General features: G+C 57.8%; 13 protein-coding genes. 1 reads left to right on the top strand and 12 read right to left on the bottom strand.

Annotated elements, in window-relative coordinates; all coding sequences use genetic code 11:
* Positions 1 to 112: 112 nt before the first annotated feature.
* Entirely contained in the window at positions 113 to 1300 is a 1188-nt protein-coding gene (locus ACTQ1N_RS08740) for a cation diffusion facilitator family transporter (RefSeq protein WP_441956382.1), read from the top strand.
* Positions 1301 to 1344: 44 nt separating this feature from the next.
* Here the strand turns inward: ACTQ1N_RS08740 and ACTQ1N_RS08735 are convergent, their stop codons facing one another.
* From ACTQ1N_RS08735 to ACTQ1N_RS08680, 12 genes are all read right to left on the bottom strand, one after another.
* Complete coding sequence (locus tag ACTQ1N_RS08735) at positions 1345 to 2532, bottom strand: DUF362 domain-containing protein (RefSeq protein WP_441956381.1); 1188 nt, start codon at positions 2530 to 2532, stop codon at positions 1345 to 1347.
* Between the two features lie 64 nt (positions 2533 to 2596).
* Positions 2597 to 3640 carry a [FeFe] hydrogenase H-cluster radical SAM maturase HydE gene (gene hydE, locus ACTQ1N_RS08730; protein ID WP_441956380.1) on the bottom strand — a complete coding sequence of 348 codons (1044 nt, stop codon included), beginning with the start codon at positions 3638 to 3640 and terminating at the stop codon, positions 2597 to 2599.
* A gap of 108 nt (positions 3641 to 3748) precedes the next feature.
* Entirely contained in the window at positions 3749 to 5050 is a 1302-nt protein-coding gene (gene hydF, locus ACTQ1N_RS08725) for a [FeFe] hydrogenase H-cluster maturation GTPase HydF (protein ID WP_441956379.1), read from the bottom strand.
* Between the two features lie 36 nt (positions 5051 to 5086).
* Positions 5087 to 6508 carry a nitrogenase component 1 gene (locus tag ACTQ1N_RS08720; protein WP_441956378.1) on the bottom strand — a complete coding sequence of 474 codons (1422 nt, stop codon included), beginning with the start codon at positions 6506 to 6508 and terminating at the stop codon, positions 5087 to 5089.
* Positions 6505 to 8022, bottom strand: a complete 1518-nt coding sequence (locus ACTQ1N_RS08715) for a nitrogenase component 1 (RefSeq protein WP_441956377.1) — start codon at positions 8020 to 8022, stop codon at positions 6505 to 6507. The genes ACTQ1N_RS08720 and ACTQ1N_RS08715 overlap by 4 nt, the downstream gene beginning before the upstream one ends.
* Before the next feature lie 159 nt (positions 8023 to 8181).
* Positions 8182 to 9201 carry a hydrogenase expression/formation protein HypE gene (hypE, locus tag ACTQ1N_RS08710; RefSeq protein ID WP_441956376.1) on the bottom strand — a complete coding sequence of 340 codons (1020 nt, stop codon included), beginning with the start codon at positions 9199 to 9201 and terminating at the stop codon, positions 8182 to 8184.
* Between the two features lie 16 nt (positions 9202 to 9217).
* Complete coding sequence (gene hypD / locus ACTQ1N_RS08705; RefSeq protein ID WP_320808341.1) at positions 9218 to 10339, bottom strand: hydrogenase formation protein HypD; 1122 nt, start codon at positions 10337 to 10339, stop codon at positions 9218 to 9220.
* Entirely contained in the window at positions 10299 to 10505 is a 207-nt protein-coding gene (locus ACTQ1N_RS08700; protein WP_320808340.1) for a HypC/HybG/HupF family hydrogenase formation chaperone, read from the bottom strand. The genes hypD and ACTQ1N_RS08700 overlap by 41 nt, the downstream gene beginning before the upstream one ends.
* Positions 10506 to 10563: 58 nt before the next feature.
* The gene (gene hypF / locus ACTQ1N_RS08695; RefSeq protein ID WP_441956375.1) at positions 10564 to 12999 is read right to left on the bottom strand and encodes a carbamoyltransferase HypF; all 2436 of its coding nucleotides are present in this window, start codon (positions 12997 to 12999) and stop codon (positions 10564 to 10566) included.
* 143 nt (positions 13000 to 13142) lie between these two features.
* Positions 13143 to 14396 (bottom strand): nitrogenase component 1, encoded by a 1254-nt coding sequence (locus ACTQ1N_RS08690; RefSeq protein WP_441956374.1) that lies wholly within the window; start codon positions 14394 to 14396, stop codon positions 13143 to 13145.
* A gap of 97 nt (positions 14397 to 14493) precedes the next feature.
* On the bottom strand, positions 14494 to 15870 hold the full coding sequence (locus ACTQ1N_RS08685; RefSeq protein WP_441956373.1) for a nitrogenase component 1: 1377 nt from the start codon (positions 15868 to 15870) through the stop codon (positions 14494 to 14496).
* Positions 15867 to 16691 (bottom strand): nucleotide-binding protein, encoded by an 825-nt coding sequence (locus tag ACTQ1N_RS08680; RefSeq protein ID WP_441956372.1) that lies wholly within the window; start codon positions 16689 to 16691, stop codon positions 15867 to 15869. The genes ACTQ1N_RS08685 and ACTQ1N_RS08680 overlap by 4 nt, the downstream gene beginning before the upstream one ends.
* Positions 16692 to 16872: the final 181 nt, after the last annotated feature.

Here is a 16872-nt window from a genome sequence, read left to right as displayed (position 1 = left end):
GATTTCCCGGGATTCTTTGTACGATTGCAGTTGACTAATCCCGCTGTTGAGACGTACGATGTCCCGAAAACAGGGCGATTTCGGTTCTGCTTTGAAAGGGGATTTTGACATTATGGTACGCTTGTTTTCACGCTTCTTCATCAAGAGCGGCATGAGTGAAGATGAACAGCGCAATGCCTGGGGAATGGTCTGCGGGACGGTTGGTATCATACTGAACCTGCTTCTGTTTGCAGGAAAAGGACTGGCCGGTCTTTTCAGCGGTTCTCTTGCAATCGTGGCGGATGCCTTGAACAATCTTTCCGATGCTGCCTCCTCCATCATCACACTGGCAGGCTTTTCGATCTCGAAAAGGCAGGCGGATCCCGGGCACCCGTTCGGCCATGGACGGGCCGAGTATGTCTCAGGCTTCGTCGTTTCGTGCATGATGATTGTCATGGCGTTCGAGCTTGCCCGTGATTCAATTGCAAAGATGATTCACCCTGAGGAAATCTCTTTCTCCTGGCTGGTCTTTGTGATCCTGATCGGTTCCATCCTTGTAAAGTGCTATATGGCATTCTATAACAGGGCAGCAGGAAAGCGCATTCATTCGGTCGCTCTTGAAGCCGTCGCCAAAGACAGTACCAACGACTGTGTTTCGACTTCCGTTGTCCTGATCGCTTCCATTGCCATCCATCTGACCGGACTGACCCTGCTGGACGGCATCTGCGGTCTGCTGGTTGCCTGCTTCATTGCCTACCAGGGCATCGGATCCGCAAGGGATACCCTTAACCCGCTTCTCGGGCAGGCACCAGATCCGGCATTTGTACAGGAGATCCGGGATATCATGGCGAACGAGAGCGACCAGATTACAGGCATCCACGATCTGATTGTCAATGATTACGGACCCGGGAAGCGGATCGTCTCCCTCCATGCCGAGGTCCCGGCAAGCGGAAACATTGTGGAACTTCACGAGATCATCGATAAAGCCGAGGAAGACCTGGAATCGAAGCTTCACTGCCTGGTGACAATCCATATGGATCCGATTATCACAGACGACCCGCACATCGTTGCACTGCGGGATGAGCTCTACCAGATTCTGCAGAGCATCGCGCCGTATCTGACCATGCACGACTTCCGGGTCGTTCCCGGGAAAAAACGCCCGAAGCTGATCTTTGACGTCGTCATTCCGTTTGGATTCAAGCTGACAGACGACGAGCTGCAGAAGCGAATTGAGGACGAGGTTCATCGCCGGATCGGCGCGCAGTATGAAGTGGTGATCCATGTGGATACCGATTACACCGTTACAATGGCGAAGCGCTGACCTTCCTCAGCGCTTCTGGCTCCGCATCCAATATCCCCCGCCGCTTACTGAAGAAGCCTTGCCAGCAGCGTGCGGTGCACTTTCATCGCGCCCCTTGGGCAGAATTCCTGGCAGCAGAAACAGCGAATGCATCGTTTTCTGTCGATCTTTGGCTTTCCTTTCACCATCGTGATTGCCATGGCCGGACAGACGTTGAAACATTTCCTGCAGCCGATGCACTCGGACGGATGTACCTTGGGCATCTGCTGCATTGCACTTCTGAAAATGGCCTCCTGCAGGCGGCCAAGCACGCCATTCCCTGTAAATGTAACCCGGACGCCGTCTGCCTGTCGGAAATCGGTGAGCTTCCACTGTTCCGGCCGCTCTCCTGAAATCTCAACCTCCTGAAGCCCGGATGGCCCAAGTCCGCGGCTGGCTGCACAGCGAATTGTCGGTACATCCTCAGGACGCATGCCAGTCAGCTCTGCACAGATCATGTCCAGGTTGTAAGGATTTTCCGATGAAAGAACCAGGCCCAGCTGGCGGGGTGATCCGGCTGTCGGTCCATTTCCCTCCATGCAGACGACTGCATCGACAAGATTCAATGCCGGTTGGAGTGCCTCGTTCAAATCAATCAGCATGTTGGCGAAGGCTGTCTCGTTTGGAAATCGCATATGGTACTCCGGCTTCGTCGTCCCCGGGACAGCTCCGAACAGGTTCTTGACCGACGCTGTCAGACGCATCATCCCGTGTGATTTCAGCTTTGCAAAGTTGATGATCACATCCGCCTTTCTCAGCCAGGATGTACAGCTGAAGACATGCGCGGCCGCTGCCCCCGGATATGTCACATTCTCCGTCTCTATATCATCATTCAGTTTTGCGCCAGTCTGCTCAATCTGTTCCATGCCCGATTCGCGGTACGCCCGCCTGAGGGCTTCCCTTGTGAACAGGCCGCCCGGACTGTCTCCTACCGTCACCTCAGCGCCGCGCATGGTCAGCTGCCGGCACAACTCCGTCACCAGCTGCGGGTGCGTCGTCACAGCTTTCTTCGGTGATGCGCCCGTTACCAGGTTGACCTTCACCGCAACCCGTACGCCCGGCTTGATCCCTGAAAAGCCCGGCCATTTTTCCAGCGCGCTGCACACGGCAGCCCTTGCATGTTCCTCACTGTAGTCCGGACACGCCGTCAGCACAACCACATCAGACCGTCGCGCGGCAGCCTGTCTTCTCTCTATCGTCTCATCATTGCTCACAGAAATTGCATGCTCCTATTATTGAGATTTGTTGAGTGGCCCGGCCTGCAGACCGGTTACTCTGTCAGGCTCTGTAGTCTCCGCGGCTGACGACCACCTTGTATCCGGTGGCGGCAATCCGTCGCTCCATGCAGGCTCTGCACTCTGCCGCTTCGTCACCGGTACAAATCTTCCCGTCATAGAGCAGGTACTTGTTCCGGACGCCGCGCGGCGAGAGATTCGGCATCACGACATTGGCTCCCGCCCTGATTCCCATCTCCCGGCCAAGTGGATGGATGGTCCCAAGCGCCGTCGTCGCCGGCAGCAGAATATGCGGAAACATCAGCCGCAGGATTGCCAGCAGGTGAAGGGTATCCTGAAGCGTTCCATCCGGCTGATTCCGAAACGGTGTGTCCTTGTGGTGGATAAAGGGACCGATTCCGATCATCTGAGGATCCAGCTTCTGCATGAATCGAAGATCCTCGATGATATATTCCGGCGTCTGCCCCGGTGTCCCGACCATGATCCCGCACCCAACCTGATAGCCGATCTCCCGAAGGTCATACAGGCAGCGCTTGCGATTCTCGATGGAAAGCCCCGGCGGATGAAGTTTTCTGTAATGCACCGGATTGGATGTTTCCTGCCGGAGCAGATACCGCTCTGCTCCGGCATCGTAATAGGCCTGATACTCGCTACGGCTCTTCTCCCCGATGGAAAGCGTGACCGCGCAGTCCGGATGCCGGCTCCGGATCCTGCTGACGATGCGGCAGATGTCCGCTGTCGTATAGGAAAGATCCTCCCCGCTCTGCAGGACAAATGTTCGAAAACCGAGTTCATATCCTGCATCACTGCAGGCGACGATCTCATCCTCAGCCAAACGGTACCGGTCAGCCAGCCGGTTGCTCTTCCTGATCCCGCAGTAGTAGCAGTCATTTCTGCAGTAGTTAGAAAATTCGATCAGCCCTCTGAGGTAGACTTCCTTTCCATAAACCTTCTCGCGCACCTCACAGGCTCTTTCACACAGGGGCTCAAACTCCTTCTGATCCAGACTGACGAGAAGTGCCCTCAGCTCTTCGTCCGGAAGGTCACCCGTCCGATATAACCGTTCAATTCGATCTCCGTTTGTCATCCATATATCCAATCTGTCATTCCGCGTGCAAGCCTGGACGCCTTCGCACCTGGTATTCATGCACCCGAGTGCAGGGCAACTGTCCTCGCACCTGGCTTTCATGCATCCTCAGAGTGCAAGGCCGATCGCCTTCGCGCTTCGCTGAAGGATGCCGTTCATGTACGCAATCGTGATGCCATAGTTTGTAAATGGAACACCCTGCTCCCTCGCCTGCCGCATCCGGCTCTGTACTTCCCTCTCATTCAGCATACAGCCGCCGCAGTGGATCACCATGCGGTACGGGCTCAGATCCTCCGGGAAACCGAAGCCGCTGGAGGTCTCAATGGAAATGCTCTTCTTCGTGTACGCCCGCAGCCAGGCCGGAATCTTCACGGTACCGATGTCCTGACACTGCCTGTGATGTGTGCAGCCTTCTGACATCAGAACCTTGTCGCCATCCTGAAGCATGTCTACCGCCTTCACGCCTCTGGCTGCTTCCTCCAGGACACCCTTGTAGCGTGCCATCAGAATGGAGAAGGACGCAAGCGGGATCTCCTCCGGCACAGCCTTTGACACCTCAGAGAAAGCCTGCGAATCAGTGATCACCATCCGGATCTTCTTCCCGGACTGCGCAAGAAAGGCGAGTGTCTGCCGAAGCTGCGGCGGCTGACAGCAGAGCGCCATGCTGGCATGATCCAGAATCTCATGAATCACCATCTGCTCCGGCAGAATCAGCCGTCCCTTCGGTGCGGAGGCATCCTGCGGGATGACCAGCACAAACAGATCGCCCGGCTCAATCAGGCCGTCAAGGAGTCCGAGCGAGCTGATCTTAGCCTTCCCCAGCCTTCCGATCAGATCCTTCAGCTCCCGGATATGCCAGCCCGTTTTCGCGCTGACCGCAAGCTCCGCGTGAGGTACAGTCCGCTGTCCCGCCTCGCTGCCTGACTGCTTCAGGTCTTCTGCTGTTCCCGATGATGCCCGGCTCTGACAGACCGCGCCGGCCATCCCCGCCTGCGCTTCCGGCACCTGCAGCATCAGGTCAGTCTTGTTCAGGGCGACAATGTATGGAATGCGCAGCTTCTCAAAAATATCCAGAAGCTCCCTGTCCTTCGGCCTCATCCCGAGTGTGCTGTCCACCACCAGGACCGCAACGTCCACCCGTCTCAGCGTTTCCTTCGTCTTCGCGACACGCAATGTCCCAAGCTCCCCCTCATCATCAAAGCCTGGCGTATCGATGACCACCACCGGTCCGATGGGCGAGATTTCCATTGCCTTGCGGACCGGATCCGTGGTCGTCCCCGGCGTGTCGGAAATCACAGACAGATTCTGTCCGGTCACCGCATTCACCACACTGGACTTTCCCGCGTTCCGGATGCCGAAGAAGCCAATCTGCACCCGCTCTGAAGATGGTACCTCGCTCATCATGCCCATGGCCTTATCCCCCTTATTTCGTATGCACCGGTCTTTTCAGATGGTGCATGCCCCATGTCTTCTCCACAGGTTATCCTGCATGCCTTCCCCTTCGACCCAGCCAAAATAATCCGGAAACTGTGTCCTGTACAGGCGCCCTGAACATGCCAGTGCAGGAAGAGGATGGAATACCAGATCTGCCGGAAGGACGCATTTGTACATAGGATCCGCCCAGATATCGATCACTGCATCCGGATGATTCCGCCGGACATCGTTGATGCATTCGGTCAGCTCTTCTTCGCCATCAAAGAACCTGTCTTCAGGTCCAAGCAGCGGCCTGCTGTCCGGAAATGGGCACAGGATCATCGCTGTCCCCCTCGCAGACGCTGCCAACGAAGCAGACAGAACGGCCTCTCCGATTAAGATGGAAACAGATTTTCCGCCGTTACGCGTCCCCTCCGCATCTCCCCGCATCAGGAGGGCGGTTTCATCCTGCTGAAGCTGGAGGGGCTGCTCTGCCGCTTCTCTCAGCTTTCTAGCAAGTTCTGCCCACAGTTTCCGCGTGACAGGCGCCCCCGCAACGAACGGGATCCCATACGTTTCCTTCAAATACCTTGCAGCCAGGATGCCCGTGTCAGAGATAACCAGATTTACATCTGCATCTGTCGATCTGTAAATTTCCTGCGGCGTACTGCCCATCGCCCAGACCGCCGTCACATCGAATCCAGCCTTTTGAAGGATACACCTCAGGTGCGGAATCGTCTTTCGGTTTCCATATGTCAGCGGTGTTGCTCCCAGCACACACACTCTTGGCCTGCGGGACTGTCCGGTCCCCGGTACAAAACCCTGAGAATCCATATCACGCACGGCCTGCAATCTGACTGAAGACTCTGCTCCACAGGACACCCTTTCACTGACTGGCAATTGTGCGCCACGGTCGGCTTTCTGGCCCGAAACCGAATCAGTGCAACAAGTGGCCTTCAGGCTGACAGCCAGCTCTGCGCTGCTGCCAGTTCCCTGACCGGGTGCTGGCAGCATCCGACGCGCGTATTCCAGGAAGGCACGCCCCGCTCCTCTGACATAATCGTGCATCCCGTTCCCGGGCACATAGAACGTTTTGATTCCGCTCCGTTCCTCTACAATCCGGCAGATTCCCTGAAAATCGGTCCCGTTCAGATAAGGAACCGGAGAGTTGCAGATCGCAATAAAACAGGGCTCCGGATCCAGCTCTCCAGCCGCCTCCACGATATCGTCGATGAACTTCCGGTCATTTCCAAGGATGGCATCCCGCATATTGAGACCGGATATGAAGATGTAGCTTTCCTGGTCGTACCAGCGGATCTCATCATGTGTATTGTAGGTTGAGTTGCAGCCGGAGGGGTCATGAATCACAACCATCCCGCCCAGCTCATAGAGGGCAGAGGCGATTCCTGAAACATCCCCGGCGCAGACCGGCAGAATTCTGTACGCTTCCTTCATCGGACTCCTCCCCTCCCTTTGGCGGAAGCAGTTATGTCCGAGGAAGAAGGCGCACAGACATGGTCTCTGTCCTCCTCCCTTCCCGGGAGCGACGGCAGGCCGAGCCCCTTCCGCTGAACCGTATCGCGCAGGTCCTTCGGCCTTTGATATGCATCGATCACTGCCGATGCAAGTTTTCTCAGGCCATCATAGCCCCAGTTCCCGTCATATTCGATCCAGTTCACAAAGAAAGGCGTACCAGCGAAGAAAGCAGCCTTGGGTCCGAGCGCCAGAATGCGGCATTCTTCCGGCTTTCCCTGCTGCATATCTGGCGCAATGCGTGCTCTCTGCCTGGCCTCGACATGGCTGGTTGACTGCAGCAGAAGGTCCGGTGCCTGCACTTTCAGCCATTCAAAATCCGCCTGTTCCTCCGGGCTGATGCTGTCGAGGCAGACTCTTGTCACCCGGAACCCCTCCTCCAGCAGCCGCCTCGCCATGCTCAGCGGACGCGGACATGCAAGATAGTCCAGCCACACCTCCGTATTTCCGATCACAGCCCTGGCCTGGGCGAAGGCCTGTCTGGCGGACGCCTTCTCCTGTTCCAGAAATGCAAAAAGCTTCTCATCCATCGCCTCGCCTGACTGTCCGGCTGCCGTCAACAGACTCTGGAGGGCTTCCTTTATCTGGCCATCCAGTGCCACAGGAGGGATGTAGAGATACGGACGTTCGTTTTTTTCGGCAAGCGCCCGAAGGCCGTAGACAGACAACGGCGAGCGGGTGAGATAGAGAAAGCTGTCCCCCATATCCAGGTAGGCATCATAGTCTCTGCAGTCCATGACCTGCCGCACATGGATGCCTAGCCTTCCCAGCACCCTGGTGAGGTCGGATGTCTGCGGAAGGCGAAGGTTGTCCCCGAAAACACTGACAGACCGGCGGTTCACCGGCCTCTTCGGAATCACCGCCATCATGCTTTTTCTCTGTTTCTGCTCCGGCGTCAGTGACACCTTCTGCATGATCGGGTCCATCCAGCAGCCCATGAAGTCAATATCCGGAAACCTTCTTCGAAGCTCCTTCAGAATGTACCGTTCATCGGCTCCGCACAGATGATGCATACAGACCAGAAACAGTTCCACTGCTCTTGGCCGCTCCTGCAGGCGGTCTATCAGATCGCTTGTCCCCTCAATCGTGACTTTCTCAAGCCTTCCGCCGACGACTTCCCGCTCTGTCGGCATCACCGAGGAAATGCGGCCCGCACAGTCCATCTCCCCGGCTGTCATGATGACGCCCCGCAGGCAGTTCTGCGAGCAGACATAGATCTGGCGCGTCTGTGGGATCAGCATGCCGGTGTGGACAATGTTCCAGTTCTCATGAACCGGGCAGTTGTATTCCAGCCTCCATGGGAACGGTCTCGGGAAGCAGGCATCGCCGATCCGCACCAGTGCCTCAGATGTGCAGTGAGCCGGACGCTCCGGATTTCCGCAGCCTGACTTTTGGCAGCATACCTGCTCTTCCTGCGGTCCGATTCTGGTCAGCATCCTGTCCCTCCTTCCTGCTTCCTTCTGCTTTACGGTTCGTCTGTCCCGGGGCTCTGCTCTCCCCATTATCATGCCTTCAATACCCCGCCATTTCTGTCAGGTTCGAAGTCAAGGATACCGGAGAAACTCTCCATCATCCCGCCTTCAATACCCCGCCATTCAGCAGATCCGGGGGAGAAGCTCATTTCCCGGCTCCGGCAGCAGGGTCTGTGCCCCGATCTGGGTCGTCATGACGACCCGTCCTTTGTTCTCCGCCGTGATACAGCCGATCACAGCAGCTCCCTCGGTGCAGGTCTGGCCGTGAAGAATTTCCATCAATCTTCCGGTCTCTTCCTGTGGGCAGATAATCACAAGCCGCCCCTCACAGGCAAGGTAGAGCGGCTCCAGCCCCAGCATGCCTGTCACACCCCGGACAGCCGGCTGAACCGGGATCTTCTCGGTCTCCAGCCGGATACCGACACCCGACTCTGCCGCGATCTCGTAGAGCACAGTCCCGACACCGCCTCTGGTCGCATCACGAATGACATGCGGTCTGAGACCAGATGACAAAACAGCCTCGACCGGTTTCCAGAGCGGAGCACAGTCGCTTGTCACCTCTGCCTCTATGCCGTAATCATCCCGCGCCAGCAGGATCGCTGTCCCATGGCGGCCGATATCCCCTGTCACAATCACGGCATCCCCTGGTCTGGCGCAGGCGCCGGACATCCGTACACCTTCCACAATTTCCCCGACGCCGGTTGTCGTGATGAAGACACCGCCGCACTGTCCCTTTCCGGCGACCTTCGTATCTCCCGCCACCAGCCGGACGCCTGCCTCACCGGCTGTCTTTGCCATTGCTGCCGCAATCTGATCCAGCTCGTCAATCCGGAACCCTTCTTCAATCACAAAGGCACAGGTCATGTACAGCGGACGGGCCCCCATGCAGGAGAGATCGTTGACCGTGCCGCAGATGCTGAGCTTTCCGATGTTCCCGCCGGGGAAAAACTGCGGCGACACGATGAAACCGTCCGTTGTCATTGCAAGGCGGCCGCAGACTGGCGGCAGCACAGCCGCATCGTCTGCCGTGAAATATTCATTGCCAAGGTGCTTTTCAAAGATGCCGTGAATCAGCTCCGATGTCTGTTTCCCACCGGCGCCGTGCGCCATCGTGATCGTATCTGTCATACTTGCTCCCTTCATCCGAAGATTCGGTTTTTCACAGATTCTGCCCATACAGATACCAGGCGGAGCAGGCGCCTTCCGACGATACCATGCAGGCGCCGACCGGGTGCTCCGGTGTGCAGGCTTTCCCGAACACCTTGCACTGGGGCGGAAGAAGTTCACCCTTCAGCACCTGCCCGCACCGGCAGGCCGGGTTCGCACGGCCTGCCATCTCCGGAACCCGGAACCTGACTCTTGCGTCATACATCTGACAGGACTCCTTCAGTCTCATGCCGGAGCCTGGAATGACGCCGATTCCCCGCCATTCCTCATCGCACGGCTCCATCATCGCCGCCACAAGCGACTGTGCCTTCGGACTTCCCTCCGGCCGGACGACCCTCGGATAGCAGTTCACAAAGAACGGTTTTCCTTCCTGATAACGGGTAACCGCCACCGCCAGCGCGGCCAGCAGTTCGCTCGCCGTGAACCCGGCACAGACGCCGCTCACGCCTTCCTCTGCCAGCTTTTCACAGATTCCGGTTCCGGTAATGGCATGGACATGTCCCGGATACAGAAACAGATCGGTGGAGTCCTTCATCGCCTCATAGGCACCGGGCATTGTCTTATTGGCCGTCAGAAGTGAAAAATTCCGGATCCCGTCCTGCTGTGCCTTCCGGACCGCCAGACAGGCAGACGGCGTTGTCGTCTCAAAACCAACCGACAGAAACACAACCTGCTTATCAGGGTGCTCTGCAGCGTACCGCTCTGCATCGAGTGGTGTGTAGACCACCTTGACGGCTGCGCCTTTCCCCCTCGCGGTTTGAAGCGAAGCTTCTGTACCCGGCACCCGGACGAGGTCGCCAAATGTACAGACCGTCACACCCTTCTCAAGCGCCAGCCAGATGGCTTCATCGATGAAGCCTACTGGTGTCACACAGACAGGGCATCCCGGTCCGGATATCAATTCAATCTGTTCGGGCAGAATCCGGCGGATTCCCTGCCGGAAAATCTCATGGGTATGGGTTCCGCAGACCTCCATGATCCGGCAGTGCGGCCCGTCGTACCGTGTCAGAATTTCCTTTGCCCGCTCAATCGTCTGGTTCACAGCTTCCTCCCTGTCATACGACGTGGTACGCTCACAGTAAGTCGAGCAGTGCCCCCGATTCTTCCTCGTCATCGTCCGTAATCTTCGCGATCGCCGTCCCCGCATGCACCATCACAAAGTCGCCCGGTTCCAGATCCGAAAGCAATGCCGCTGAGACTTTTCGTCTGGCACCACTGGCATCCACAATCGCCACATCATCCTTCACACTGACAACCTTTGCCGATAACCCTACACACATCTCTTTCTCTTCCTTCCTGTTGTCTCCAGCTATGTTATGATCGCTGCTAAGCAGGCGGCTACACGCCGTTTTCCTGTCCCAGCGCCGCCATCGCATAGAGTGCCTGTCCCAGCGCGATGCCGCCGTCATTCGGGGGAACCAGATGGTGGCGCAGCACCTGAATCTTTTCTGCCTGAAGCCCTTTCTCCACAAGCTCCAGAAGGAGCCGGTTCTGGAAAACGCCCCCTGTCAGAGCCGCCGTCTTCACGCCCGTTCTTTCGCTGAGCGAAACTGTTTCCCGCACAATCATCTGTGCCAGCCCCCTGTGGAATTCATATGCCAGTTCTTCGCTTCCGGCTCCGTCCAGCTTTGCCAGGACAAGCGCCCGCACGAGTGAATCAGTCGGCAGGACATCCGGCTGCGGCTGTCCACCCGCTTCTACTGCCTGCCGGCTATGCGCCAGACTGTCTCTGTCCCTGCAGAGCCCCGGTAGAGAAGCCAGGCTGCCGGCTGCATGCGCTCTCCCCCGCATGGCGCTGTACATCAGCGCCGTGGCTGCCTCCCCCTCATATGTGGATGCCCGCCGGATTCCCAGGATTGCGCTGACGGCATCAAACAGCCTGCCCGCACTGGTAGACTGTACCGCGTTGATTTTCCGGGTAAAGAGTACCTTCAAGGCGCCTGCTGCCATTTCGTCACACAGCCCGAGGCGGCGGATGAGGTCATCTGCCCCGGCGCCGAAGATCTGTTGCAGCATGGATACCGCAATCCGCCAGCCTTCCCTTGCCGCCGTGTCGCCGCCGATCTGCCAGAACGGCGCGATGTGACCGCCCCGCTCAAAGTGTCCGATATCCGACAGCAGGAACTCGCCGCCCCAGATGGTACCATCCGTCCCGAATCCGGTTCCGTCAAATGAAACACCGATGACAGGCTCCAGATAGTCATTTTCGGCCATGCAGGAGAGCACATGTGCATAGTGATGCTGCACGCGCAGAAGCGGAATCCCGCGCTCCTCCGCCAGCTTCTCCGCCACCAGGGTCGAGTTATACTTCGGGTGAAGATCCGCCGCGATGACCTGCGGCTTCATTTCCAGAAGCGTCTCTGTCTTTTTGACCGCGTCCTCAAGCGCCTTCACCGTCCGCAGGTCCGCCAGATCTCCGACATAGGCAGACGGGTAGAAAATCTGATCCTTTCCAAGACAGAACGTGTTCTTCAGCTCTCCGCCAATCCCGAGCACCTGTCCCTGATACGGCCGGCTCACCAGAAATGGGAGCGGCGCGTATCCTCTTGAACGGCGAATCATATACGGCGCATGGTCGTAAAAATCCATGACCGAATCGTCCGTCCGGATCCGGATGTCCCGGTTGTTGGACAGAATGGCGTCGCAGAAGCCTGCGATCTCATCCAGTGCCTCCGCATCGTTTGAGGCAATCGGCGCGCCGGATGCATTGCCGCTCGTCATGACGAGCACATCCGGCATTCGTTCCTGCCAGGCGTCCTCATAGGTGAAAAGCAGAAGCTGAATCGGCGCATACGGAAGCATCATGCCGATGGTCGGGATGTCCGGTGCCACAGCGCTGCAGATCCGGCCTCCTGCCTTCTTTGGAAGTAGAAGGATCGGTTTCTGATGACCTGTCAGAATCTGGTGCTGCTCAGGGGAAACTTCACACTCCCGCCTGCAAACCGCCTCATCTCTCGCCATGACGGCAAACGGTTTCATCGGCCGTCTCTTCAGCCTTCTGAGGCGCGTCACCGCATCCTCGTCTGCTGCATTGCATGCGAGATGAAAGCCGCCAATTCCCTTCACAGCAATGATTCCGCCCTGCACCAGAATCTGCCGTGCCCGGCTGATGGCCGCGGCGCCTCGGACAGAAATCCTCCTGTCAGTCTCTCCTGCTCGCTCGATCAGATACACCTGCGGTCCACAGTCGTTGCAGCAGACCGGCTGTGCATCATAGAAACGTGACTTTGGGTCAAAGTATTCCCGGCGGCACTGCGGGCACATCGGAAACTTTTTCATCGATGTGCGTTCCCGGTCATAGGGAAGCACCTCCAGAAGCGAGAAACGCGGCCCGCAGCATGTACAGTTGATGAAAGGGTGAAGATACCGCCTGCTGTTTTTGTCAAAGAGTTCCGCCTTGCAGGTATCACAGATGGCAATGTCCGGCGATATGAAAATCTCCCCAGAGGTTTTCTCACTCTCGACGATCCGGAAGCCATCCGACCCCTGGCTCTGTCCCGCTATGTCCCCGAATCCGGCGGCAGGGCTTTGTTCCAGCAGCTTCACATCCATTTTCAGGATGACCGCCCGCTCCGGCGGCTGTTCTTTCACACGCTTCTCAAATTCATCGAGAACAGAGGGCACACCCTCCGCGTTGATTTCCACAAAGCTTCCCCGGTTGGCCACCGTCCCCCGGATTCCAAGCGCATGAGCATGGCGGTCAACGGCAGGCCGAAACCCAACCCCCTGAACGATTCCGTATACTCTGATCTGTCTTCTCTCGGTCTTCTCCATCCCTGTGCCTGTCCATCCAGCCTTCCTGCTGCAGTTTGGTTCTCTCGCCTCTGTTTGTTTTGTTCAGCCCTGCCTGTTTCAGCCCGGCCACCGGCCTCTTGTCCGCCCCCTGCGGTCGGGCTGACGGCGCCGGCGGATCAACTTCAGACGGCTGCCTCGCTCTTTCCGGAGACGGCAAACTGCGGCAGATGAACAAATGTCCCTTCAAACGCCGGGATCAGTCTCTCCATCACACGGTCTGCGATCATCCTGTCTGGCTTAAGCATCTGAACCAGGTGCGTGAAGTCATCTTCCTCCCGCAGGCGGACATCCCCCGGCTGCATCAGCCCCTGGTCCATTTCAAACCAGCTTGCCACCACAATTCTCTGTCCAGGCTCCTGCTTTATGAGTGCCTCACGGATGGAGCATCCCAGAATCTGGCTCTGGACAATCAGCGTGCAGGACTTTCCTTGTCTCTCTGGCCTTTCACAGTCTGGTCTGTTATAGTCTGCTTTTTCACGGTCTGACCTTTCACGCTCTGCTCTTTCCAGCATGCGCACCGCACCCGGAAAACGCACCTCAACCGGCGTCCCAAACCGCTGATTCAGAAAATGAACGGCTTCCAAACCGTCCGGTGAGGCGGCGATGTTGACGTCATTTTCCCCGGCCCGCCTGTAATCCTCCAGAGCCACGCCGTCTCCATACAAAATCACCTCGTCATAGCCCTCTGCCTGAAGCGCCAGCCGGATCAGCTCCGCGCATTGTCCATCCGGCAGATCAAGCGGTGTGACGCCAAAGACACCTGCCCGCCTGGTTCTTCTTCCATCCGGGAACGCCGCCGACTCCATGCGTCCCGCCGCCCCGTCAGGCTGCCGCTCCATGTCTCTCGCTGCCCCGTCCGGATTCTGGTTCGCATGTCCCGCCGCCCTGTCAGGTTTCTGGTCCGAGTTTCCTGGTTCTTCAAGCATCCCCCGGCGGTCCAGCTCTCTGAGAAGGGCCATGTACGCCAGCTGCACGCCCCGGTCGTACAGATGCATGCCATCCGTTGCCATCGTAAGGACCGGCAGGCTGATCTGTGCCTCGATCATTCGCTTGACCGCGCTCAGATCTGTTCCGATCACAGCCGGAACCGGCGTGCCGATCACCGCGATAAAACGGGCGTCGATCTTCTCTGCACACCGGCAGATCTTCTTCACAAGAAGCCTGTCCCGTCCCATCACGGCGTCCATATCCCTCAGCCCTGCTGAGAAGACCGCTGATTTTCTGCTGGACCACCTGGGTTCGTCGAACCCGCAGATATTCCCGGCACAGCCGCCGGCATCCAGGATGACAATGATCCCGCCAAGCTCATAGAGGACAGACTCCGCCCCTGACTGGTCGGGTGCAAAGGGCGTCAGGACTTTCCGCAGTCCCCTCATGTACTTGTCCTCCCTTCTTCACTGTGCTTTGTAAAGTCATTTTCCCACTGCACCGGCTGGCCGCTGCGTAAGCCGCCTTCAGCCTGGTGTCTGCGCCTCAGCCATATCGTTCCTCGCAGGACGAGAGGATCGCCTCGGCAAGCCTGCGGAGGCCTGCGTACCCGAAGGGCTGCTCATCTGTATTCCAGGGAACAAATGCTGCATCCGGGTGGTAGTACCCCGCATCCTTTCCGACCGCCACGGCATAGGGCAGCTCTCCGCCCTCCGCGATGTCGTAGTAGATCATGGTCGGTTCCATGTTGGAATATACCATCGTCTGAGGCGAACGCTCTGCCAGCCTGCCGATGTACCAGGCATATTCCGGAGCCGGGTTGGCGAAAATCTCCCGGACACAGAAGCCTGTCTCCGAAAGGGCCAGGGCCAGTTCAAATGGATTTGCATTCACAACTTCCCCGATCGAGAAAACCAGCTTCGGATAGCGCCTCTTCAGACTGGCAAGCGCCTCCTCTGCCTCCTGGCGGCCCTCCCCGCAGCTCCATTTTACCCCAAGTGCGGCTGAGAGCGCCCGGTACTGCCGCGCGATACGGTCTGCTCCATAGAACCGGGTCAGGGCAACCGATGGGATGCCAAGCCTCCTGCTCAGATCATCCGCGGCATCCTGCGCCTCCGGGTTCAGCACCAGATTGAAGTTGGCCTCACCCATCCGGTAGAATTCCCCGATGTTCTCACAGGTAGAGATCTGCCGGATCGTTTTCACGCCAATCCCCCGAAGCATCCCAAACAGCTCACAGTCTGGATCGACAGGGGCAAAAAAGCCGAGCAGATTCACACTTGACCGGATTCGCTTCTGACTGGGCAGAAGCGAATAGAGCGACTGACGGACCGCCACCATCGGCGGCCGCCTCCCCTCCCTTGTCAGCGCATACATGTAGCAGGGACGCACCGGGATCTGAACCAGGGTCTCCGCCTTCCGGGCGACCCGCTCCATATCGGTCCCGAGAAGCGCATCCACGCAGGTGATGCAGATCATCACCAGAGAAGGCTGAACACGGCAGCTTTCTACAATCTCCGCCACTGCCTGCGGAATCACCTTCAGGTGGCGCCCGGTCACAAGGTCGGTCTCACCGATCTCCAGATAGAAGAAGCGTTCCTCATATCCCTTGATTTTTGTGATCTCCGCCGTGTTCCGTCCGCAGCAGCCCGGCGATACAATCAGCATGATCGAGCCCGGTACCGCAAGCCCGGCCCGCTTGACACCGAAGCCCTCCGCTCCGGGAGAGTTATAGGCCAGCGTCGCCGGTGAGTTGTACACCAGGTGGGAGGATGTCACATACTCCTCAGGTATCCCCTCCGGCCCCAGTCTGTTGAGCTCCTCAACCGTACAGCCGCCCGGCTTATGCACCGCGCCGCAGCCGGCGCCAGTACCTTTCTGAAACAGGTCTTCTGTCTTGCAGCCGCCTGTCTTCTGTCTCACATCGGGCATCCGCAGTCCTCCAGTTTTCCAAATCCGTGAGGTGTATCCGTCCCGCTCGTCATTCCGCCGGCTTCTTCCGCCAGCAGCCGGTCTGCCAGATCGAAAAACTTCAATGCGATTGCGCCATCCGGATCCAGCTCGACAATCGTCCTGCCCTGGTCCTCTGCTGTCTGGAACGCCCTGTCCCGCGGGATGTCCGCCACAATACGCAATCCCCTTTCACGAGCGAAGGTCTCCACCTTCTCGCGCTCCGACTCGACATTTCTCCGGTTCAGGATGATTCCCTCGACAGAAGCATAGCCCCGATCCTCAAAATTCAGCACCGCGTTGTTGATGTTTCCGGCAGCGTACAGCGCCATCTTCTCCCCGCTCGTGACAATCAGAACCTTCTCGGCATAGCCCTCCCGGATCGGAGCGGCAAAACCGCCGCACACCACATCCCCGAGGACATCAAAGAGCACCACATCCGGCTTCTCCCTCTCAAGAAGCCTCAGATCATCCAGCAGATTGAATGTGGAGATGATTCCCCGGCCTGCGCACCCGAGCCCCGGCGTCGGCCCGCCTGTCTCGATGCACAGAACGTTCCCGAATCCTCTTGCAGTGATCTCCTCGAGCGATGTCGGATCCTCATCATGCTCGCGGAGATAATTCATCACCGGCATCAGCGATTTTCCGGCCAGCAGGTTTCCTGTAGAATCCGCCTTCGGATCACAGCCGATCTGGATGACCTTCTTCCCGCGCATGGCGAAGGCCGCAGAAAGATTCGAGGTTACCGTCGACTTTCCGATTCCGCCTTTGCCGTAGATTGCCAGTTTGATCATAATAAAAGACTCCTCTGCATCCTGCGCAGAGGAGTCCTGTTCATCCTTCGGTCCCGGACTCTTTCCTGCTCAGAATGCCTGCTGTACACGTTTCACACTCTTAGCCGTCAAGATGGCTGCACCTGGATTGGCTGCCGGAATCGGTCCTTCATCCGGCGGCTGATGTTCCTATTCTACCGAA

The sequence above is a fragment of the Porcincola sp. LCP21S3_C12 genome (assembly GCF_052118625.1).
In the GTDB taxonomy this organism is placed as follows: domain Bacteria; phylum Bacillota; class Clostridia; order Lachnospirales; family Lachnospiraceae; genus Porcincola.
Note: the sequence above shows the minus strand (reverse complement) of the source record. Positions and strands in the feature narration are given on the sequence as shown.